General features: G+C 67.1%; 17 protein-coding genes. 9 read left to right on the top strand and 8 right to left on the bottom strand.

The window, feature by feature from the left end; translation table 11 throughout:
- Positions 1-58 precede the first annotated feature (58 nt).
- Both hrpA and AC1U2B_RS04650 read left to right on the top strand, forming a co-directional pair.
- Positions 59-3955 (top strand): ATP-dependent RNA helicase HrpA, encoded by a 3897-nt coding sequence (hrpA, locus tag AC1U2B_RS04655; RefSeq protein ID WP_480215863.1) that lies wholly within the window; start codon positions 59-61, stop codon positions 3953-3955.
- Positions 3956-4069: 114 nt separating this feature from the next.
- Positions 4070-5266, top strand: coding sequence for an integrase core domain-containing protein (locus AC1U2B_RS04650; RefSeq protein ID WP_480216063.1), 1197 nt, complete (start codon positions 4070-4072; stop codon positions 5264-5266).
- 86 nt (positions 5267-5352) lie between these two features.
- Here the strand turns inward: AC1U2B_RS04650 and AC1U2B_RS04645 are convergent, their stop codons facing one another.
- Both AC1U2B_RS04645 and AC1U2B_RS04640 read right to left on the bottom strand, forming a co-directional pair.
- Positions 5353-6450, bottom strand: coding sequence for a DUF1214 domain-containing protein (locus AC1U2B_RS04645; RefSeq protein WP_480215862.1), 1098 nt, complete (start codon positions 6448-6450; stop codon positions 5353-5355).
- Complete coding sequence (locus AC1U2B_RS04640) at positions 6447-7022, bottom strand: TetR/AcrR family transcriptional regulator (protein WP_480215861.1); 576 nt, start codon at positions 7020-7022, stop codon at positions 6447-6449. Before AC1U2B_RS04640 ends, AC1U2B_RS04645 begins: the two co-directional genes overlap by 4 nt.
- A gap of 108 nt (positions 7023-7130) precedes the next feature.
- On the opposite strand from AC1U2B_RS04640, the gene AC1U2B_RS04635 reads away from it, so the two are divergent.
- Positions 7131-8294 (top strand): sulfotransferase family protein, encoded by a 1164-nt coding sequence (locus tag AC1U2B_RS04635; protein WP_480216062.1) that lies wholly within the window; start codon positions 7131-7133, stop codon positions 8292-8294.
- Here the strand turns inward: AC1U2B_RS04635 and AC1U2B_RS04630 are convergent.
- The gene (locus AC1U2B_RS04630; protein ID WP_480216061.1) at positions 8291-10060 is read right to left on the bottom strand and encodes a CocE/NonD family hydrolase; all 1770 of its coding nucleotides are present in this window, start codon (positions 10058-10060) and stop codon (positions 8291-8293) included. The two genes, AC1U2B_RS04635 and AC1U2B_RS04630, sit on opposite strands and share 4 nt — an antisense overlap.
- Positions 10061-10393: 333 nt before the next feature.
- Here AC1U2B_RS04630 and AC1U2B_RS04625 point away from each other — a divergent pair, with 333 nt between their 5' ends.
- The gene (locus AC1U2B_RS04625; protein WP_480216060.1) at positions 10394-11128 is read left to right on the top strand and encodes an Rv3717 family N-acetylmuramoyl-L-alanine amidase; all 735 of its coding nucleotides are present in this window, start codon (positions 10394-10396) and stop codon (positions 11126-11128) included.
- Here the strand turns inward: AC1U2B_RS04625 and AC1U2B_RS04620 are convergent.
- Entirely contained in the window at positions 11125-12018 is an 894-nt protein-coding gene (locus tag AC1U2B_RS04620; RefSeq protein ID WP_480215860.1) for a hypothetical protein, read from the bottom strand. The genes AC1U2B_RS04625 and AC1U2B_RS04620 overlap by 4 nt on opposite strands.
- Before the next feature lie 63 nt (positions 12019-12081).
- Between AC1U2B_RS04620 and AC1U2B_RS04615 the strand changes: the two genes are divergently transcribed.
- The 3 genes from AC1U2B_RS04615 to AC1U2B_RS04605 all read left to right on the top strand — a co-directional run bounded on the left by AC1U2B_RS04615 (position 12082) and on the right by AC1U2B_RS04605 (position 15334).
- The gene (locus AC1U2B_RS04615; RefSeq protein ID WP_260935174.1) at positions 12082-12873 is read left to right on the top strand and encodes an SDR family NAD(P)-dependent oxidoreductase; all 792 of its coding nucleotides are present in this window, start codon (positions 12082-12084) and stop codon (positions 12871-12873) included.
- A gap of 1 nt (position 12874) precedes the next feature.
- The gene (locus AC1U2B_RS04610; RefSeq protein ID WP_480215859.1) at positions 12875-13975 is read left to right on the top strand and encodes an FAD-dependent oxidoreductase; all 1101 of its coding nucleotides are present in this window, start codon (positions 12875-12877) and stop codon (positions 13973-13975) included.
- 96 nt (positions 13976-14071) lie between these two features.
- Positions 14072-15334 carry an HNH endonuclease signature motif containing protein gene (locus AC1U2B_RS04605; protein WP_480215858.1) on the top strand — a complete coding sequence of 421 codons (1263 nt, stop codon included), beginning with the start codon at positions 14072-14074 and terminating at the stop codon, positions 15332-15334.
- 138 nt (positions 15335-15472) lie between these two features.
- Here the strand turns inward: AC1U2B_RS04605 and AC1U2B_RS04600 are convergent, their stop codons facing one another.
- Positions 15473-17017 (bottom strand): acyl-CoA carboxylase subunit beta, encoded by a 1545-nt coding sequence (locus AC1U2B_RS04600; protein ID WP_480216059.1) that lies wholly within the window; start codon positions 17015-17017, stop codon positions 15473-15475.
- A gap of 61 nt (positions 17018-17078) precedes the next feature.
- Between AC1U2B_RS04600 and AC1U2B_RS04595 the strand changes: the two genes are divergently transcribed.
- The gene (locus AC1U2B_RS04595; RefSeq protein ID WP_418004268.1) at positions 17079-17498 is read left to right on the top strand and encodes an SRPBCC family protein; all 420 of its coding nucleotides are present in this window, start codon (positions 17079-17081) and stop codon (positions 17496-17498) included.
- Positions 17499-17566: 68 nt separating this feature from the next.
- Here the strand turns inward: AC1U2B_RS04595 and lipE are convergent, their stop codons facing one another.
- The 3 genes from lipE to AC1U2B_RS04580 are packed head-to-tail and all read right to left on the bottom strand — an operon-like array spanning position 17567 to position 19914.
- The gene (lipE, locus tag AC1U2B_RS04590; protein WP_480215857.1) at positions 17567-18802 is read right to left on the bottom strand and encodes a lipase LipE; all 1236 of its coding nucleotides are present in this window, start codon (positions 18800-18802) and stop codon (positions 17567-17569) included.
- Positions 18799-19281 (bottom strand): peroxynitrite isomerase, encoded by a 483-nt coding sequence (locus AC1U2B_RS04585; RefSeq protein ID WP_260972159.1) that lies wholly within the window; start codon positions 19279-19281, stop codon positions 18799-18801. Before AC1U2B_RS04585 ends, lipE begins: the two co-directional genes overlap by 4 nt.
- 6 nt (positions 19282-19287) lie before the next feature.
- On the bottom strand, positions 19288-19914 hold the full coding sequence (locus AC1U2B_RS04580) for a class I SAM-dependent methyltransferase (protein WP_480215856.1): 627 nt from the start codon (positions 19912-19914) through the stop codon (positions 19288-19290).
- A gap of 53 nt (positions 19915-19967) precedes the next feature.
- On the opposite strand from AC1U2B_RS04580, the gene AC1U2B_RS04575 reads away from it, so the two are divergent.
- Positions 19968-20756 (top strand): acyl-CoA thioesterase, encoded by a 789-nt coding sequence (locus AC1U2B_RS04575; RefSeq protein WP_480215855.1) that lies wholly within the window; start codon positions 19968-19970, stop codon positions 20754-20756.
- Positions 20757-20761 lie beyond the last annotated feature (5 nt).

The raw sequence follows: 20761 nt of genomic DNA, 5'->3' as shown, positions 1-20761 counted from the left end.
GTCCTCGATCTCTGAAGCCAACCGACCGTGCTGCAGGTCACCACCTATCCTGGGACTGGTGTCCGACCTTCAGCTGCGCGATCTGCGTGATCGTCTCGATGGGCTGACCATCCGTGACGCCGCGCGGCTCGATCGTCAGCTGAAGAATCTGCGGGGCGACACCCCCGAGAAGATCGCCGAACAGATCGCCGCGGCGGAGGGCGTCATCGCCAGCCGTCTCGCGGCGGTGCCTGCCATCACGTACCCGGACCTGCCGGTCACCGACCGGCGCGCTGAAATAGCCAAGGCCATCACCGAGAACCAAGTGGTGATCGTCGCCGGCGAGACCGGATCGGGCAAGACGACACAGCTGCCCAAGATCTGCCTGGAACTCGGCCGCGGCATCCGCGGCACCATCGGGCACACCCAGCCGCGCCGGCTGGCGGCCCGCACCGTGGCGCAGCGCATTGCCGACGAAACCGGCACCGCGCTCGGTGGTGCCATCGGCTACACGGTGCGGTTCACCGACCAGGCCAGCGACTCCACCCTGGTCAAGCTGATGACCGACGGCATTCTGCTCGCCGAGATTCAGAGGGACCGGCGGCTGCTCCGGTACGACACCCTGATCCTCGACGAGGCCCACGAACGCAGCCTCAACATCGACTTCCTGCTCGGGTATCTGCGCGAGTTGCTGCTGCGCCGCCCCGATCTCAAGGTCATCGTGACGTCCGCGACCATCGAGCCGGAGCGCTTCGCCAAGCACTTCTTCGATGCGCCCATTGTCGAGGTCTCGGGCCGCACCTACCCGGTCGAAATCCGTTATCGGCCACTGGAAGTTCCCGTCGCTGCTGACGACAGTGACGATCCCGACGATCCGGACCACGAGATCGTCCGTACCGAGACACGCGACCAGACCGAGGCGATCGTCGACGCGGTGCGCGAACTGGAATCCGAACCGGCCGGCGACGTACTGGTGTTCCTATCCGGCGAACGCGAAATCCGGGATACCGCAGAGGCATTGCGCGACGCGCTATCCGGCGACGTCTTCCCGACGGAGATCCTGCCGCTGTACGCCCGGCTGCCCACGGCGGACCAGCAGAAGGTCTTCAACGCCAAGCCGGGTGGCCCGCGCCGGATTGTGTTGGCCACCAACGTCGCCGAGACGTCACTGACTGTCCCGGGCATCCGGTACGTGGTCGACCCGGGCACCGCCCGCATCTCGCGCTACAGCCGGCGCACCAAGGTGCAGCGGCTGCCGATCGAACCGATCTCACAGGCCTCGGCCGCCCAGCGGTCCGGCCGGTCCGGCCGTACGGCACCCGGTGTGTGTATCCGCCTGTATTCGGAGGACGACTTCGAGTCGCGGCCCCGGTACACCGATCCGGAAATCCTGCGCACCAACCTGGGTGCGGTCATCCTGCAGATGGCGGCCCTTGGACTGGGCGATATCGAGGCCTTCCCGTTCCTCGATCCACCGGACGCGCGCAGCATCCGCGACGGCATCCAATTGCTGCAGGAATTGGGCGCTTTCGACGCGAAGGGTGCCATCACCGACGTGGGACGCCGGCTGGCCCGGCTGCCGTTGGACCCGCGGGTCGGCCGGATGATCCTGCAGGCCGACACCGAAGGCTGCGTGCGCGAGGTGCTGATCCTGGCTGCCGCGCTGTCGATTCCGGACCCGCGGGAACGGCCGTCGGACCGGGAAGAAGCGGCCCGGCAGAAGCACGCCCGCTTCGCCGATGAGCATTCGGACTTCGTGTCCTACCTGAACCTGTGGAACTACCTGCGCGAGCAGCGGAACCAGTTGTCCGGCAGTGCGTTCCGCCGGATGTGCCGCGACGAGTTCCTGCACTATCTGCGGATTCGCGAATGGCAGGACCTGGTCGGCCAATTGCGCAGCATCGCCGGCGATCTCGGCATTCGGGAGTCTGGTGACGATGCGGACCCGGCGCAAGTACACACCGCGCTGACCGCCGGCCTGCTGTCGCATGTCGGACTGCGGGAAGGCGAGACGCGGGATTACCAGGGGGCCCGCAATTCCCGGTTCGTGTTGGCACCGGGCTCGGTGCTGACCAAGAAGCCGCCGCGCTGGATCGTCGTCGCGGACCTGGTGGAAACCAGCCGACTGTTCGGCCGTATCGCGGCTCGTATCGAACCCGAGACTGTCGAGCGGGTCGCCGGAGATCTGGTGCAGCGCACCTTCAGTGAGCCGCACTGGGATGCCCGCCGCGGTGCCGTCATGGCGTTCGAACGGGTGACGCTCTACGGGCTGCCGTTGGTGCCGCGCAGGCGGGTTGGATATGCGCAGGTGGACCCGGTGGTCGCGCGCGAGCTGTTCATCCGGCACGCGCTGGTCGAGGGGGACTGGCAGACGCGGCACCATTTCTTCCGGGACAACACGCAGTTGCGTGCCGAACTGGAGGAGCTGGAGGAACGCGCCCGCCGCCGTGATCTGCTGGCGGGCGACGACGAGGTCTACGCCTTCTATGACCAACGCGTGCCCGAAAATGCCGTGTCGGCGCGGCATTTCGATGCCTGGTGGAAGAAGCAGCGGCATGTGACGCCGGACCTGCTGACCATGACACGCAGCGACCTGCTCCGCTCGGACACCGATGCCGATCAGCCCGATACCTGGCAGACGGGCGACTTGGCGCTGCCGCTGAGCTATCGGTTCGAGCCGGGGGCTGCTGATGACGGTGTGACGGTGCATGTCCCGGTCGAGGTGCTGGCCAGGCTCGGGGGCGATGGTTTTGCCTGGCAGGTGCCCGCGCTGCGTGAGGAGTTGGTGTCGGCGCTGATCAAGTCGCTGCCCAAGGATCTGCGGCGCAACTTCGTGCCGGCGCCCGACACCGCACGGGCGGTACTGCCGGACCTGAACCCCGGCGACGGCTCGCTACTCGAGGAATTGCAGCGTGAACTGCGCAGGCGCAGTGGCATTCTGGTGCCGATCGACGCTTTCGATCTGAGCAAGATTCCCGATCATCTGCGGGTCACGTTCGCTGTCGAGAAAGACGGCACCGAGGTGGCGCGCGGCAAGGACCTGGGCGCGCTCCACGACAAGCTGGCCGGCTCGGTGCGGCAGGCGGTTGCCGGTGCCGTCGCGGGCGATCTGCAGCGGACCGGTTTGAAATCCTGGCCTGAAGACCTCGCCGAATTGCCTCGGACAGTGGAGAGCTCGGCCGCTGGCCACACGGTGCGCGGATTCCCGGCATTCGTGGATACCGGTGCGGCCGTGGACATCCGGGTGTTCCCGACGGTGGCCGAACAGGCCGCGGCCATGGGGCCGGGGCTGCGACGGCTGCTGCGGCTCGCCGCACCGTCACCGGTCAAAGCCGCTGAGCGTGGACTGAATCCTCGTACCCGACTGTCGCTCGCCAGCAATCCAGACGGTAGCCTGGCCGCGCTACTGGAGGATTGTGCTGACGCCGCGATGCGGGTGTTGGCGCCCAAACCGGTCTGGACTGCCGCTGAATTCGCGTCGCTACGCGACGCGGTCGCAGCCAAGTTGGTCCCGACGACGCTCGACGTCGTCGGCCGCGTCGAGCGGGTGCTGACCGCCGCGCATGCGGCACAGGTTGCCTTGCCCGACAAGCCATCTGCCCTCCAGGCCGACGCGGTCGCGGACATTCGGGCGCAGCTGGCTCGGCTGTTGCCTGTGGGATTCGTTGCGGCTACGGGTGTCACGCACCTCGCCGATCTGACCCGGTACCTGACCGCGGTCGGCCGGCGGCTCGAGCGATTGCCCCAGGCTCCGGCCGCGGACCGCGAACGGATGGATCGGGTGTATGCCGTCGAAGACGCGTACGACGAACTGCGGCGGGCACTTTCACCCCTGCGCTGCCAGGGCGACGACGTCCGCGACATCGCCCGGCAGATCGAGGAACTGCGCGTCAGCCTCTGGGCCCAGCAGTTGGGCACCCCGCGGCCGGTCAGCGAGCAGCGGATTTACCGGGCGATCGACGCCGTCGTCCCGTGATTTGTGCACGATTTTCCGCGGTCGGCGCGGTGTTCTGTTTCGGGACATCGCTGACACATGGATGTCTCGGGACATCGCTGACACCTGAGTGAGTTTGTGGACCCATCGTGGTTCATGGCCCAGAAGGTGACGGCGATGGATATTCGTGCCGCGACGGCGTTGGCCGGGCAGATCGAAAATGTGGCGGCGTTCTGCCGGGATCAGCAGATCAGTCGGCAGACGTTCTGCAAGTGGCGCAAGCGGTTCGGCCAGCTGGGGCTGGCCGGACTCGAACAGCGGTCACGACGACCGGTGTCCTGTCCTGGACAGACCACAGCGGTGGTCGAGGAGCTGGTGCTGCGACGCCGCAAAGAGCTGCTGGAGGCCGGCCGGGATCACGGCGCGCACTCGATCCACTGGACGCTACGGCGTGAGGGCCATGCTGATGTGCCTGCACCGGCCACGATCTGGCGGATCTTGGCTCGCCATGGTGCGATCACCCCGCAGCCGCGTAAACGGCCCAAGTCGGCGACCAAGCGGTTTGTCTTCGATCGCCCGAACGGGTGCTGGCAATCGGACTGGACCGAATGGGCCTTGGCCGACGGCACGGCGGTGGCCATCGCCGGGTCTGTCGATGATCATTCTCGCTACCTGGTCGGGTTGGCCGCCGCGGCCGGGCCCGGCACCGGTGAGTTGGTGTGGTCGGTGATGCTGGCCGGTATCGGCGAGTGCGGGATTCCCGCAATGTCGTTGTCGGACAACGGATTGATGTACACCGGGCGGTGGCTCGGGTTTGAAACGGCGTTCGAGGCGAACCTGCGGGCCCTGGGGGTGAAAACGATCAACTCCACCCCCTATCACCCGCAGACGTGCGGCAAGATCGAGCGGTTCTGGCAGACCCTCAAAAAGTGGCTCCGCGCGCACCCCACCCCGGACACGGTCGCTGATTTAGGCGATCTGCTTGAGGAGTTCCGGAACTTCTACAACCGTCAGCGACCACACCGAGCGCTCGGCGGAGCCACTCCCGCAGAGGTTTTCGCCGCCACCGAACGCGCCCGCCCCGCCGACCGGCCCTTGCCGGCCCCCGTGTTTGTCACCACCGGCACCGTCAACGACACAACCGGAAGGGTGTTCGTGCCGCCCTACGTCATCAACGTCGGCCGGTATTGGGCTGGGCACCAATGCGACTGCATCCGCGACGGCGACCACATCGCCATCTTCAGCGGCACCACCTTGATCCGCGAACTCACCGCCGACCCAACCCGCCGCTACCAGCCCGGCGACAAAACCACGCGAACCTACCGCACCCGCGCACCCAAACCCGCACACTGACTGTCAGCGATGTCCCGAGACATAAGTGTCAGCGATGTCCCGAGACACCACACCGCGGTCGGCGCGGAAAATCGTGCACAAATCACTCAGGACGGCGAGGTCGGGGCGTCCGCGATCTTGACCAGCTGCACTTCGGGCCGGTCCGGCACCTGATCGGTCAGGAACCACCGGAATGCCAGAATGCCCTGCGGATAGCCCAGTGTGGTCAATGAATTCGGGTGCGCGGTGGTACCGCCCGACAGGACTACCGTCACCGTGCCATCTGAATTCGGCACCGCGCTGTACCCGTTGACCGAGCTGCGGGCGTCGCGGACACCCGGGTTGGCCATGAACTGGTTCCACACCACCAGGTTCCAGAACCGGCACGCCGGCGGGCGGTGGGTGATGACGAGAGCTTCGTCCTCGGCGAGCACGAAGCTGCCGTACGAATAGCAGGCATCGCGCGCAGACCAGCCGAAGTTGGCATCCGGCACCTGGTAGGGCGCGGCGAATTCATTGGCCAAGTGGGCGACAGAGTGGCCCAGGGAAGTCTCGTCTGGCCGGGTGCCCACCGGCATGGGCATGATCGCGAACAGTGTTCGGAGCCAGTTGACGCTGGCCCGTAGCGCGGCCGCGGTGGCAACATCGTTGTGCCGCAACGGCTCAGGCGCGTCGAGTGCCTCAATGCTCCAAGTGGCCGCTCGGCCGGTGTCAGGGTCCGCCTGATAGTCGCGGGTGAAGAAGACTGCGGCGTCGGGCAGCGGGCCGATCTCGAAAGAGAAGTTGCCCTCGTCGTCGAAATCCATGTCGTCGTCCCGGATTATCGCCACCACGCGGTTGGACCAGGCGCCAGGGGAGGGTTCGTTGTACGCGGTCAGTGACAGATAGACGCTGTCACCCTTGTTGCCGCTGATCCGGTAGCGGCCCTGCGGGTCGATTGGGCACATGTAGTAGTGCGCGTCGGTGTTGTCGCCGCCCCAGCGACGGTCATGCCGGAACGGTGAATTGACGACGATGAACTGTGGCCGGCCGGGCTCGGGATACAGGTAGCAGTCGAGCGCCACGCCGAGTCCGGTCGCGAGCATCCGGTAGCCGTCGGCCACCTGTCGGTCGTCGGTGACGGCACGCGGACCCTCGAGGAAGGAGGTGTCGAGCTCGCGAAGAGTGTCGAGGAGTTCCCGCCAAGCGGCAGCGGATTCGGTCATGCGCCAATACCTTTCAGAATTAGTGTGGTGTTGCGGTCGATCCAGTCGTCATCGGGGGCAGCGCTGCGCGTGAGTGCGGCGAGCAGTGCGATGCCGGTGATGACTTCGGTCAGGTCGGCGGAGGTGACGTCCGCGCGGAGTTCGCCGCGCGCTGCGGCGGCGTCGAGGCGAGCATGCAGTTCGGGGCCCAATGCTTCAGCGAACCGTTCCAGTAGAGCGCTGTGCAGGGTGGCATCGGCAGTCATTTCGCCGAGCAGTCCAGGCAGCGCGGCGCGGGCCGCGGGCGTGCTCAGCACTGCCACGGTGCCACGGACCATCGCGCGAACGTCGCCCGCGAGGGAGCCGGTGTCCGGCAGCTCTGTGGCGATGCCGGCTGGGAACACGGCCTCGTGGACGAGATGCGCCTTGCTGGGCCAGCGCCGGTAGATCGCCGGCTTGCTGGTGCCGGCCTGCTTGGCGATGGCGTCCACCGACAGCGGGGCATAGCCGACTTCGCCGAGCAGCTCTGCCGTGGCGGTGAGCACCGCATTGTCGATGCGTGAATCACGGGGCCGTCCAAGTTCTTTCATCATTACGAAACTCATAGTAACATAACTCGTGTGACTGACACCACAGATGTAGTCCGGCTCGATGACCTGGCCGAACCCACTTTCACGGCCGAGGCTCAACAGTTCCGGGACATGATGACGATGATGGCGGCGGACTGTCCGCTCGACGCGGCCGCGCTGCACGCCAAGGCAAGTGCCGACACCGGCCTCGATGATTTCGGGCCTGCCGACTATCGGGAGCGCCTCGATGTGCTGCTTGGCGCGCTGCGGGACATCGACGGCTTCAACGGCCCTGGGACCGTGAACTTCTACGGTCAACTACTGCAGCTGCTGAAGAACCGGCTGCTGCTGACCGATCTGTTGAAGCGCCACCCCGAGATTCACGACATCGACCTGCTGCCCCCGGTCGTGATCGTCGGGTTGCCGCGTACCGGTACCACGCACCTACACAACCTGCTGGCTGCCTCCGGGACCTTCCGGACTCTGCCATATTGGGAGTCGATGGAGCCGTTCCCGCTGGCCTCCGAGGCGCACATCGAGCCGGACCCGCGTCGCACCCGGATGGACGTCGCGATCAATGTGATGAACATCGTGATGCCGCATTTCCCTCTTATGCACGAGATGACCACCGATCACGTGCACGAGGAAATCCAGTTGCTGGCCAACGATTTTTCGACGATGTACTTCGAGACCTTGGCGGACGTCCCCGCGTGGCGTGACTACTACGAATCCCACGACCAGACGCCGCACTACCGGCACATGGTGACCCAGCTGAAGGCCTTGCAGTTCCTGCGCGGCGGCCGGCGCTGGTTGCTCAAGTCGCCGCAGCATCTCGAACAACTACCTGTCCTCAATGCCGAATTGCCCGGTGTGGTCGGCATTTTCACGCATCGCGATCCGGTTCCGGTGGTGCTGTCGATGCTCGCGATGATCACCTACTCGGCGCGCATGCACCGCAGCCCGGTTCCGGTCGAACACATCGCGGCCTACTGGGTGCAGCGGCTGGAGCACATGCTCGCCGGGCTGGTCCGTAACCGGGAGATCATCGGCCGGGACCGGTCCATCGACATCCGCTTCGACGATTTCATGGCCGACGATCTCGGCGCCGCAGAAAGCGTCTTCGCCCTTGCGGAGGAACAACTTTCGGAGGTCGAACGCAGCAAGATGGCGGACTACCTGGCCGTTCATCAGCGCGGCCGGCTGGGCCGGGTCGAGACCTCCTGCGAGATGTTCGGGCTCGACCCGGATGACCTGTTGGCCCGCTTCGCGCCCTACACTCAGCGCTTCCTCAGCTAGGGCTGCTCCATGGTTGCCGGATCGGCCAGGGGCACCACCAGGTGCGAGGCGTGGACGCCGCCTTGCGAGATCCGGTAGACCCCGCCGGCCAGCGCTGCCCGCTGCGGACGCGTCGGCACGAGATGTGGGAAGTCGTAGGTGGTGATGGTCAGCCGTAGTCGGTGGCCCGGGGCGATGATTGCCGCGGTGGGGAAGACCTCGATGTCGTAGCGGGTCAGCTCACCGGGCACGACGGGCTCGGCCGCCGCCTTGGTGCTGATGTGCTGTGGCCGGAGCACGGTGCCGTCGGGCAGCAGCCAGCTGGCCTCGGGGTCGAGGGCGCGGTGCGAACCGAGGAGCGCCCCTTGCGTCAGCGGCCGGCTGACGCCTTCCGGAGAGAGGTCGTCGAGGTGTGCGACCCACAGGGTTTCGGTTCGATCTGCAGTGGCGAAGATCGTCAACCCGACCGGCCCGGCCAGCAGTTGTTCGGTGTCGAACGCCTCGCTGGTGTAGGTCAGGGCCTGGCGCTGCAGCCGGGTGTTGTCCTGGTCGTAGCGGACGCTCCGGCCCGTCTGCGAGACCATGAAACTGCCCATGCCGAGGCTCCACTGCTCCAGGCTGCGCCCGGAAACCGGTCCGCGAGAGAGGTATTGGAGCGTGGCGGTCGACTCGTCGGTCGACGGGGTGGCATGCAGGCCGCCGCCCAGACCGAGGTAAAGCCGGGTCGGTTTTGCTTCCGGGAACGGATAGGCGTTGGTGCGGAACCACTTTGAGCTCCCGATGGCCCGGAACCGCACCGGATCGCCCGCGACGGCCGCGGTGTCGTCGTCTTTGAGCCAATGTTCGAACCAGCGCAGCTGCAAGGCCTGCAGATGCTGGCCGTCGAGATCTGAGACGTGATACCACGGGCCGGCCATCAGCTGGAACTTGTCGGAGACAGGTTGGTCGGCAGTCATGGCAGCGTCGGCGGGACGGCCGGCGAAGGTGTTCTGCAGTGCGGCGTAGTTCAGCGGCGCACCGCGTTGGAACGCGTCGTGCCACCCGGCCACCAGAAAGACCGCGACACCGTTCTCGGCGATCTTCGGCACCACATCCGCCGGGCGCATGGTGTCCCAGAAGGCTCCGTCGAATGCGGTGTCGCCGCCGGCGACCGCGTCCTTGATCAAGTTCTTGAAGTAGCCGCGCTGGTCGCGGCCCCGCTGCCGCACAGCGGAAATGCCGCCGGCCCTGGGCCTTTCATGGTCGCCGCGGTGTGCGAACTCCAGTGCCGGGTTGATCACGTTCAGCAGCGAGTAGGTGGCGCCGTAGGCGCGGACCGTACGCATGTGCGGGACGCCGCCCATGGTGACGACGTCGCGATAGAAGTCGTTGGCGGCCATCGCCGGGAAGATCGCCTTGAGCGGCGACCCGGGGCCCACCGCGGCCGCCGTCATCAGCTGGTTGATGGCCAGATACGAAATACCGAACATGCCGACGCGGCCGTTCGAATTGGGCAGGCAGGCAGCCCAATTGACCAGATCGACGCCGTCCTGGACCTGGTCGGGTCCCAGCATCTCGAAGGAGCCGCCCGACACGCCAGTGCCCCGCACGTCGGCCATCACCTCGATGTAGCCGCGGCGAATCAGATACGGTGTTGCGCCGCCACCGATCTGGGCGGCCGGCGGCGGTGCCTTCTTGCCGTACGGCGTCATCGACAACAGCACGGGGAAGGGGCCGGGCGCGGGCTCGCCCGTCCCCGGATCGGTCGGATAGTGGATATCCACCCGCAGCGCGATGCCGTCGCTCATCGGCACCGCCACGTTGTGGTGGACACCGACGCCGTACTGCGCCGGCGGGGCCTCCCACGATGGCAGTAGCGGCGACGGACTGGTCTTGTGTGTGCGGGTGGCGGCCCAACCGGCTATGGCCTTGATACGTGCGCCCACGCCTGTTGTCTCGACATTCGTCTCCACGCCTCGACCGTACGCCGAACCGGAAAGAAGTTATGGCTTCGTGACGGAACCGTGTCTGGGCGCTCGCGGGCGTTCCCAGGGTCGGTCCGTAGCATCCAATCAGTGACCAGTAGTCCGTGTGAAAGAGACGACGCAGGTAAGGGCGTCGGCTGCATCTCGCGCCGACGCATGCTGAGAATGGCTGCTGCGGCGCCGGTTCTGGTCGGTATGCCTGCCATGGTGTCGTCGCTCACCGCTCCGGTGGCCAGAGCGACCAACCTGGCCGGCGCAATCGTGTTCCTCGATCCCGGTCACAACGGGGCCAACGATGCGTCGATCACCAAACAGGTACCCACCGGCCGCGGCGGTACCAAGGACTGCCAGACCAGTGGCACCTCCACCAACGCAGGTTTTCCCGAGCACACCTTCGCCTGGAACGTGGTGCTGCTCATCCGGCAGGAGCTCATCAATGCCGGAGTGCAGGTGGGTCTGTCGAGGGACAACGACAATGCGTTGGCCGCGTGTGTGGACCAGCGGGCGGCGATGGCGAACGCCTTGCACCCCAACGCCGTGGTGTCGATTCACGCTGACGGGGGTCCCCCCGGCGGCCACGGATTCCACGTCAATTACTCCGCGCCTCCGCTCAACCAGGTGCAGGCCGGCCCCTCGGTCAGATTTGCGCAGATCATGCGCGATCAACTTGTGGCCGGGGGCATGACGCCGGCGACGTACATCGGCAGCAACGGTCTGTACGGCCGAGCCGACCTGACCGGCCTGAACCTCGCTCAGTACCCGTCGATCCTGGTCGAGTGCGGCAACATGAAGAATCCGCAGGATGCGGCGCTGATGTCGTCACAGCAGGGTCAGCAGGGCATCGCCAACGCGGTCGCCCGCGGCATCGCCGCGTTCATCCAGGCGAGCTAGAGCTCGGCCAGCGCGACACCGGTGACACCGGGGCCCAGCTGCGCCAGCTCGCGGTCGGTCCCGTCGGCCAGGTTCAGCACGCGGATGCCGCCGGAGCGCAGCTCGCTCACGTAGTAGGTCGTGTAGTCGGCCGTGGCCACACCGATCGCCTCCTGGTACCCGCGGGCCAGGATTTCGTAGGCCCCGACCGCAGGCTGGACCTGACCGCGATTGAGCGTGTTGCCGTCCGGTTCGGCGCCGCGGTCCGTCCAGACCAGGCGCCCCGAGTCGTCCAGATCCAGGTCGATGGGCTCGGGGAGGTCCCGCCACAGCAGCTCGATGTCGTCGCGGTCAGCGGCCGTGCGACCCACCGGAATATCGGTGCCGCACCGGAAGATTCGGCCCTGCCCGCCGTCGGGCGCGCCCTTCTGTGTCCAGTAGACCAGGCGATTGGCCGGGTCGACAGCGATACCCACGCAGTGATTGCGCTCGTCCTGCGCGTCGGTGCCCGCCACCACCAGCGTCTCCAAACTGGAACCGTCCAGCCGGCAGCGCAGCACCTGCATGCCTTCGCGGTCGCACCAGTAGAGCAACCCCGCGCCGAAATCAGCCGTCAACTGCTTGCCCGTGGTGAACGCACCCCGCGGCACGATGGTCCGCCGGTCCGAGCCGTCCAGATTCACCCGCTCGAGCGATCCGTTGCGCGTGAAGAAGGTGGAGAAGGCACCGCGTCCGGAGTCCGGGTCGGGAGTGCCCATGTTGGTCCAGTAGATGTGGCCCCGGGCCTGGTCGACGACGATGCCGTCGGGCGTCTCATCGACATCGGCGACCACCGTCCGGACCCGCGAACCGTCCAGCGACACGGCCTGAATCTCGCGCTTGGCGATGTGCAGCACCAAAAGTTCGGTCATGCCCTGGATTATTCAGCGGGGTCGCTAGCGTTGTGTGACCGGAGTATTCATTGGAGGCTGATTGTGCACATTGATCTGACCGGCAAAACCGCCCTGGTTACCGGATCTACCCAGGGCATCGGACTGGCCATCGCTGAGGGATTGGGTGCCAGCGGCGCCCGCGTCGCAGTGAACGGACGCAGCGAGGAACGAGTCCAAGCGGCCGTCGCCGAGCTGACCGGCAAAGGCCTCGCCGATGTCGTCGGCGTCGCCGCGGACGTCACCACCGCCGAGGGCGTAGCTCAACTCACACAACAACTTCCGGACGTCGACATCCTGGTGAACAACCTCGGCATCTTCGGGTCGACCCCGGCCCAGGAGATCACGGACGACGAATGGCGGCGGTACTTCGAGGTGAACGTGCTGTCCGCGGTCCGGCTCATCCGCACCTACCTGCCGGGGATGACGGAACGCGGCTGGGGCCGCATGATCCAGATCGCCAGCGACTCGGCGATCGTCATCCCCGAGGAGATGATCCACTACGGCACGTCCAAGACCGCGCTGCTGGCGGTGACCCGCGGTTTTGCCAAGGACGCGGCGGGCACCGGCGTGACGGTGAACTCGGTGATCGCGGGCCCGACGCACACAGGCGGCGTTGAGGACTTCGTGTACCAGCTGGTCGACAAGAACCTGCCGTGGGACGAGGCGCAGCGCGAATTCATGATCAAGTACCGCCCACAATCGTTGCTACGCAGGCTGATTGAGCCCGAGGAGATCGCCAACATGGTGGTGTACCTCAGCTCGGAGCAGTCCTCGGCCACCACCGGCGCCGCGGTCCGCGCCGACGGTGGCTACGTCGACTCGATCCTGCCCTGACGTGCGCAAACGTGTCGTCATCGCCGGGCTGGGGGACAGCGGCATCCTCGCGGCCGTCCGGCTGGCTCGGCACGCCGACGTCGTCGGCATCTCGGTCAAAGACGGGCTGGTCAGCGGGCAGGAACTCGGCATGCGGGTGTCACGGCCGCAGGACTGGGCTCGTGACTACTTCATCGGTTTCGGGCGGTTCCGCGGACTTGATCCGGTGCGCGTCGTGCACGGTGCCTTGACCGGTGCCGATCTGAACGCCCGCACGGTCACCGTCGTGGCTGCGGACGGCACCGAGACCATCGAGCCGTTCGACGTGCTGCTCATCTCCACCGGAACCACCAACGGGTTCTGGCGCCGACCGACGCTGCAATCAGCCGACGACGTCGCGGCGGACCTGCGGGACACCCACGAGCGGTTGGCCGGTGCCCGGCGCGTCGCCGTGGTGGGTGGCGGTGCCACGGCGGTGAGCAGTGCGGGGAACCTGGCTCGCACCTGGCCCGGCAAAGTGATCGACCTGTATTTCCCTGGCGCCCAGATACTTCCGGGCTACCACTCCGGAACCCAGGTGCGCGTTGCGCAACGGCTGGCCGAACTCGGCGTCCGGCTGTATCTCGGGCACCGCGCGATCCTGCCCCCGGATCGCGACGAAATAACCACCGGACCAATCGAATTCAGCACCGGTCAACCGGACGCCGACGTTGATGCGGTGCTGTGGGCCGTCGGCCGGGTTCGGCCCAACACCGCGTGGCTACCGGCGGAGATTCTCGACGACGACGGCTTCGTCGTCGTCACCCCGGAACTGACGGTGCCCGGATATCCCGGGGTCTTCGCGGTCGGTGACGTCGCGGCCACTGATCCGCTGCGGACGTCAGCACGCAATGGCGGTGGGGCGCTGGTGGCGCGGAACATCATGGCTCAGTTGAAGTCTGGCAAACTGCGCCGCTACCGCCCGCCGTCCGTGCGGTGGGGTTCGGTCCTTGGCCCGCAGCCTGATGGGCTGGAGGTGTTCACTCCGTGGGGGCATGCGGTCCGGTTCCCGGCGTGGACGGTTGATCGGGTGCTGCAACGGTTCATCGTGCGCCGTCAGCTGTACCGCGGTGTGCGGGATTAGGGTCGTCTTTCGCTTTCGGCCTGTTGATCGACATCGCTCGCGGCCACGGACTGTTGTGTCCCGATTCTTGTCGGACCCCTCTGCGATGATGGTGTTATGTCCACCACCACAACCTCTTTCGCTGCTGAGGTGTCGCCTTGTGAGCGTCTTGAGGCGCTGCACGACGAGATCGGTGAGCTGACTGGGCAGCGCAATGCGATCGATGGACGACTGGTGGAGATCGTCGCCGAGATCGACCGTGATGGGCTGTGGGGTGCCACGGGTGCGCGGTCTCTTCCGGCGTTGGTGGCGTGGAAGGCGGGTGTGTCGCCGCGTAATGCGGAGGTCATGGTGGCGGTCGCGCATCGGCTCGAGGAATTCCCGCGCTGCGCCGAAGCGATGCGCGAGGGCCGGTTGTCGCTGGATCAGGTCGGAGTGGTCGCCGAGGGTGCAGCCGAGGGTTCTGATGAGCATTACGCACAGTTCGCGGCCAGCGCCACGGTCACCCAGCTGCGCACGGCGGTGAAGCTGGAACCGCGCCCCGATCCCGAGCCGAAGCGCGAACCTGAGCGGTCGATCAAGAAGACCACCCACGACGACGGGTCCACGACTTACACGATCCGGTTGCCGAAGCTGGAGGCCGCGAAGCTCGACGCCGCCATCGCATCCCACCAGGATGCGTTGATCGCGGACTGGAAACGCGACCACGCCGCTGGGGAAACCGGTGAGCCCGTGTCCGATGAGGCGCCGCCCTTCCCGAACCAGGTGGACGGGTTCATGAGCGTGGTCGACGCCGGCTGGGACGCCGATGTGCAGCGCCGCCCGCACGGTCAGCACACCACCGTGGTGGTGCATCTGGATGTTGAACGGCGCATGGCGGCAATGCATTTGGGCCCTGCACTGACCGACGACGAACGCCGACTGCTGCTGTGTGATGCAACCTGCGAGGTGTGGTTGGAGCGGCATGGCCAGCCGATCGGCGCGGGGCGCACGACCCGCACCATCAGTCGCCGCCTGCGCCGGGCGCTGGAGCATCGCGATCGATGCTGCGTCGTTCCTGGGTGTGGGGCCACCCGGGGTTTGCATGCCCACCACGTCATCCATTGGGAGGATGGCGGTGTCACCGAGCTACACAACCTGGTGCTGGTATGCCCGTACCACCACCGGTTGCACCACCAAGGTGGCATCACGATCTCCGGACCTGCCGATCGGCTCGCCATCAGCGACCGTGCCGGTAACCAACTCAGTGGTGGATCACTGGCCCGACCACCCACCACACCACCGCCCGATGTCCCGCCGTGCCCCGGACCGACCGGGGAACGCGCCCAATGGTGGTGGTACCAACCATTCGAACCACCACCAACACCGTCAACCAACTAGACCGCCACCCCGCAACACCGCGGGTCGCATACGGCTGGCCACCAAAGGAAGTCGGGCCTGCTGGAGGTCTGTCGAATCGGGTTCAGGTCAAGGGCGATGATGGCGCAGGCCGGCAGCTCGACTGAGTCCCAACGAAACTCACCAGGTGTCGACGAAACCCCGGCGCGGCGGTAGCCCCGCCGGTGCGGCTGTCGCCAGCGTCGCGGCGATCAGGGACCGGGTCTCGGCGGGGTCGATGACGTCGTCGATCTCGAACATCGACGCCGAGTTGAGCGCGGCGGCGTTGGCCTGCGCAGCTGCGGTCGCGTCCCGCACCGCCTGCTCACGGGCGTCGTCGTCCGCGATCGCCTCCAGTTCCTTGCGCAGCCCCAGGCGCACGGCACCTTCGAGACCCATCGGCCCGAGATGCGCCCCGGGCCACGCCACTGTCAGCAGCGGCTCATGCAGGCTGCCACCGCACATCGCCTGTGCGCCAAGGCCATAACCGCGACGGAGGATCACCGCGATGAGCGGGACCCGCAGTGCCGCGCCGGCGACCAACAGCCGCGATCCGCGTCGAACCAGCGCCTCGGCCTCGGCCGCGGGCCCGACCATGAAGCCCGGACAGTCGACCAGAGACACCACGGGGATTCCGAAAGCGTCGCAGAGCTGCAGGAAGCGGGCCGCCTTGTCGGACGCCGCCGCCGTGATGGCCCCCGCCATGACCATGGTGTTGTTGGCCAACACCCCGACCGGCCGACCCTCGATGCGGGCCAGCGCGGTCACCAGCTCGGGGGCGAACTTCTCCCGCAGGAACGTGACCGAGCCCTCGTCGGCGAGCGTCTCGATGATCGGCGCGACCCGGTAGGCGCGCCTGGCGCGCTCGGGAATGATTGTGCGCAAAGCATTTTGGTCGCGCGCTGTGCCGGGTGTGGTGGGCCCGCGGAAATACCCGAGCAGTTGCCGGGCCACCGAGCCCGCAGCGGCCTCGTCGGGCACCACCACGTCGACGACGCCGTTCGGTGCCTGCACCGAGATCGGGCCGACGTCGTCCGGTGCGATGTCACCGAGGCCGCCGCCGGCGATCATCGCCGGGCCACCCATGCCGATCGAGGTGTCCTCGGTCGCGACGATCAGATCTGAACAGCCCGCGATCACGGCATTGCCCGCAAAACAGCGGCCCTTCACCACGGCGATCCGCGGCACGACGCCGGAGAGGCCGGCCCACAGCGCGAACGCCCGGACGTCCAGTGACGACACCGTCGGAGGGTCGGTGTCGCCGGGGCGTCCACCGCCGCCTTCGGCGAAGAACACCGTGGGCAGCTTCATCCGCTCGATCAGTTCGAACAGCCGGTCCTTCTTGAGGTGCCCGAGGGCGCCCTGGGTGCCGGCCAGCACTGTGTAGTCGTAGGACAGCACCGCGCAGGGGTGGCCGTCGACGTGCGCGGTGCCCGCCACGAGGCCGTCGGCAGGGGTGCGGGCGATCAGGTCGTCGAGCTCACGTCGCGCGCGCTGGGCGGCGATCGCAAAGCGCCCGTATTCGACGAAGCTGCCGTCGTCGACCAGGTCGAGGACGTTCTCCCGGGCCGTGCGTCCGCCGGCGTCATGCCGACGCTGCACCGCGTCCGGCCGGGCCGCGTCCTCGGTGAGCGCGCGGCGGCGCAGGAGTTCGGTGTGGTCGTCGCGGAACGGTACTTCGGGCATTGGGCCGGGCATGGGGACAGCCTGCCAGGCGGCGCAGGTGGGGGTGGTGCATGATCGAGCCATGCAATCCACAGCAACCACCACTGTTGCCCGCCCGATCGACGTTGTTTGGGCGACCCTGATCGACCACGAGGGCATGTCCAACTGGGGCCCGGGCGTCACCGTGACCATCGATCAGCCCGGCACCCCGGCGCCGAACGGCCTCGGCGCCGTCCGCCGTATCTCGGCGCCCGGACCGGCTCCGGCGATCGTCGAAGAGGTCGTGACCTTCGACGCTCCCAACGTGTTCGGCTACAAGGCCCGCTCCGGCGTGCCGTTCCCGGGCTACTCGGGTGAGGTGCGGCTGACCTCCGAGGGGTCGGGCACCCGCATCGACTACACGCTGAACTCGACCGCGTCGTTCCCGCCGGTGAAGCTGGCGCTGACGGCCATCAACCAGGTCCTGCTGCGACTGTTCGCGAAGGCCGCCTCGAAGGCTTAGTCCACGCTCAACGGCCAGTTGTGGCACGGATTCTGGTGAATTGCGTGCCGTAACTGGCCATTCGGCGTTTAGTGGAGTTCTCTGGCGATCGCGTCGAGCAGCGCCGGGTACCGGTTGGCTTCGGGATGCCCGCCGGGCTTGCCGCTGCTGACCACGGCCGCGGCCAAATTCCGCTCCGGGTCGGCCCATACCGCGATGTTGGTCAGCCCGGTGTGTCCGAAGGCCTCAGGGGCGCCCCGGCCGAACGGGCCGAATCGCTTGGAGCCCAGCATGTATCCGGTGCCCCAGCGCATCGGCATCAGTCCGACGGCGATGTCCGGCCGCAGGCGCCGGCACGGGGTGGTCGCGGCGCGCAGCGTTTCCGGCTTGACGACTCGAACTCCATCGAGTTCCCCGCCGCGACAAAGCATTTCGGCGAAACGGGACAGTTCGACGGCATTCGACACCGTGCTCGACGACGGCACGACGCTGGTCAGGAAGTCCGGGGTGTTGCTGAACGGGATGATCTGGCTCGGGGTGCCGCCGACGGCCTTCTTGAAGGCTGCCGCCATCGGTGCGGGCAGCGGCTTGCCGGTGACGTGGCTCGGCGCGACGAGCGGAACGTCTTCGGGCGCAACACCGTAATTGGTCCAGCGGAAGCCCAGCGGGTCGAGGATCTCGGTGGCCAGGATGTCGCGGATGCTGCGACCCGTTGCGGCCGAGACGATCTCGCGAATCAGCGGCCCCCAGGTGAGACCGTGGTACATGTGCACCAGGCCCGGCCGGTAGATCGGCCGCAGATTGCCCAGCATCTCGCGGGCGTATTCGCTGTCGTTCATCCGCTTGAGGTCCGGCCGCGGGCCGGTGGCCAGCGGAACCCCGGCGCTGTGGGTCACGACGTGCCGCACGGTGGTGCGGTCCTTGCCGTGGCTGGTGTACGTCGGCAGGTAGTCGCAGACGCGGGCGTCCAGATCGAGCTCACCGCGCTCGACGAGCATGTGTACCACCGTCGTGCTGATCGCCTTGGCCGCCGAGTACACGCAGAACGGGGTGTCGACGCCGACGGGGATCTGCTCGGCGTCGACCGGATCGTCCGGCCCGTTGCCCCAGCCGTGACCGATCGCGCGGTTGAGCACCACCCGACCGTTCTGGCGCAGGCACACCTGGATGGCCGGGTGCATACCCGCCGCGTACCAGTGCTGTGCGGACTGCCAAATACGTTCCACCGCTTGGGGATCGACGACCGAGTGATCCTCGGCTCCGATTGCCGTGACCGAGTCCAGGTCGGTCGGTACCCGAATACGGCCGGTTTGAGGCTCGGTCATGCGTCCTTCCGATGTAGAACTGCCGCGAGGTGGTGGCGCAGCGGGATGCCCACGGCGGCCATCCGGACGTTGTAGCTCAACGTGTCTCCGTCGAGCCGGAACCAACGACGCAGGGCGTCAACCTCTTTCGCGGAGTCGGTGCGCCCGATGTCGGTGGTGGCGAGGTCCAGGACGAACTCGCCATCAGTGCTCAGCGTGCCCTGCAGGATCTCGGTGATGCCGGTGGGGTGGGCCAGCACCCACTCGATGCGCCCGGGCGCGGGCACCCGCAGGTAGCCGGTCTCGGCGTGCAGTGGACGTCCGTCATCGGCTGCGCGGGTGCGCTGGCTGTAGGCCAGGAAGGGCTTTCCGACGTGCCCGAAGGTGACCTCTTCGAGGTAGTCGAACGAGGGGATGGTCGGGTACTCGCCGGCGCCGGTGCCCGCCCAGGTGCCCAGCAGCGGGGCCAGGACCGCGACGTCGGGATGCAGATCGGGCATGCCCGGCTACTTCGTTCCGACGGTCAGCAGGTCGGACACGATGAGCGTCCACACCGGCCGCTTCACCCGGTGCTGCTCCGAGACCGTGAACCCGGCGCCCTCGAACAGCTCCTTCATCTCCGCGGGCGTCGGGTTGTGTGCCGGGTTCAGCAGGTGCGACGACAGCGCGTGCAGCGGCAGCACCTGCCGCGGGCTGATGGTGGTGACGGCCGCGATACCGCCCGGCTTGAGCACCCGGTGGAATTCGCGCAGGGCCGCCGGCTGATCGAACCAGTGGAACGCCGACGTCGTCACGACCGCGTCCAGCGCGCCGTCGTTGAACGGCAACTCCTCGGCGGGTGCGGTGAGCCAGGTGACCTTCGATGACCGGGCCTTGGCCTGGGCCAGCATGCCCTCGGACATGTCCACGCCGGTCACGACGGCATGCAGCTCACGTTCGATCCGATCGGCGAAAATACCCGTGCCGCAGCCGATATCGGCGATGGTCAGGGAATCGTGCGCGCGCAGCTGGGCCAGGACCTCGTCCTGTGCTGGCTGGTAGACGAATCGCTGCAGCACCTCGGTGTCGTAGGCGGGAGCGGCGAAACCCCAGAAACGGGTGACGGTGTCATTGAATCCGCGGCGTTGAACCATGGCTGTCAGCCTAGGCGCGTCGCGTATTGGGCTGATAGATACGCTGCCGCTTTATGAGTTCTACTGCGCCCAGCTGGATTGCCCAGCTCCTCGACTTTGCGCGCGACGGCGACACCTTCATCGCACCGCAGCCCACCGAAGGGCCGGGACGGTCCCTGTTCGGCGGGCTGATCGCCGCGCAGGCGCTCGGTGSGGCCGGCCGCACCGTCGAGCCGGACAAGCTCCCGCAGTCGCTGCACCTCTACTTCGTCCGCGGTGGCCAGTACGGCATCGACGTGGAGTTTCACGTGGAACGGACTCGCGACGGCCGGTCGTTCGACACGCGGCGCGTCACTGCGAAACAGGACGGCAAGACGATCCTGGAGATGATCGCGTCGTTCCACGTCCCCGAACCCGGCGCCGACTGGCAGCGCCCCGAAGTCCTGGGTGTCGAGTTCGATACGGCCGTGCCGAAAGCGCCGAGCCTGACTGTCGCCGACTTCTTCGATATTCGGGTACGGCCCGAAGACGTCGGAGCCTTCGCAGTGCCTCCGTTCTGGATCCGCACCAAAGACGAGATCGAAGACGACGCCTTGATCCGGGCGTGCACGCTGACCTTCATGTCCGACTTCGGGCCGGTGCCTGTCGCGCGGCCTGACGGCACGGATCTGCGTCAGGGCTTCGCCGCCAGCCTGGACCACGCGGTGTGGTTCCACCGGCCCTTCGTCCCGCGGGACTGGCACCGCTACGAGGTCACCCGGCTGAACAACACCGACTCCCGCGGGCTGGTGGCCGGAGCTCTGTACGACACTGGTGGGGTGCTGATCGCCAGCACCAGCCAGGAAGCCCTGTGGCGGCTGTAGTCCGG

The organism is Mycolicibacterium sp. P4_G11 (genome assembly GCF_056555145.1).
The sequence above is the reverse complement of the archived record's forward strand: the minus strand, read 5'-3'. Positions and strand labels throughout refer to the sequence as shown.

Coding starts and splice junctions, on each gene's coding strand:
- AC1U2B_RS04650 (WP_480216063.1), top strand. CDS start 4,070: ATGGCCCAGAAGGTGACGGCGATGGATATTCGTGCCGCGACGGCGTTG.
- AC1U2B_RS04645 (WP_480215862.1), bottom strand. CDS start 6,450: ATGACCGAATCCGCTGCCGCTTGGCGGGAACTCCTCGACACTCTTCGC.
- AC1U2B_RS04640 (WP_480215861.1), bottom strand. CDS start 7,022: ATGATGAAAGAACTTGGACGGCCCCGTGATTCACGCATCGACAATGCG.
- AC1U2B_RS04635 (WP_480216062.1), top strand. CDS start 7,131: ATGATGACGATGATGGCGGCGGACTGTCCGCTCGACGCGGCCGCGCTG.
- AC1U2B_RS04630 (WP_480216061.1), bottom strand. CDS start 10,060: ATGAGCGACGGCATCGCGCTGCGGGTGGATATCCACTATCCGACCGAT.
- AC1U2B_RS04625 (WP_480216060.1), top strand. CDS start 10,394: ATGCTGAGAATGGCTGCTGCGGCGCCGGTTCTGGTCGGTATGCCTGCC.
- AC1U2B_RS04620 (WP_480215860.1), bottom strand. CDS start 12,018: ATGACCGAACTTTTGGTGCTGCACATCGCCAAGCGCGAGATTCAGGCC.
- AC1U2B_RS04605 (WP_480215858.1), top strand. CDS start 14,072: ATGTCCACCACCACAACCTCTTTCGCTGCTGAGGTGTCGCCTTGTGAG.
- AC1U2B_RS04600 (WP_480216059.1), bottom strand. CDS start 17,017: ATGCCCGAAGTACCGTTCCGCGACGACCACACCGAACTCCTGCGCCGC.
- AC1U2B_RS04595 (WP_418004268.1), top strand. CDS start 17,079: ATGCAATCCACAGCAACCACCACTGTTGCCCGCCCGATCGACGTTGTT.
- lipE (WP_480215857.1), bottom strand. CDS start 18,802: ATGACCGAGCCTCAAACCGGCCGTATTCGGGTACCGACCGACCTGGAC.
- AC1U2B_RS04585 (WP_260972159.1), bottom strand. CDS start 19,281: ATGCCCGATCTGCATCCCGACGTCGCGGTCCTGGCCCCGCTGCTGGGC.
- AC1U2B_RS04580 (WP_480215856.1), bottom strand. CDS start 19,914: ATGGTTCAACGCCGCGGATTCAATGACACCGTCACCCGTTTCTGGGGT.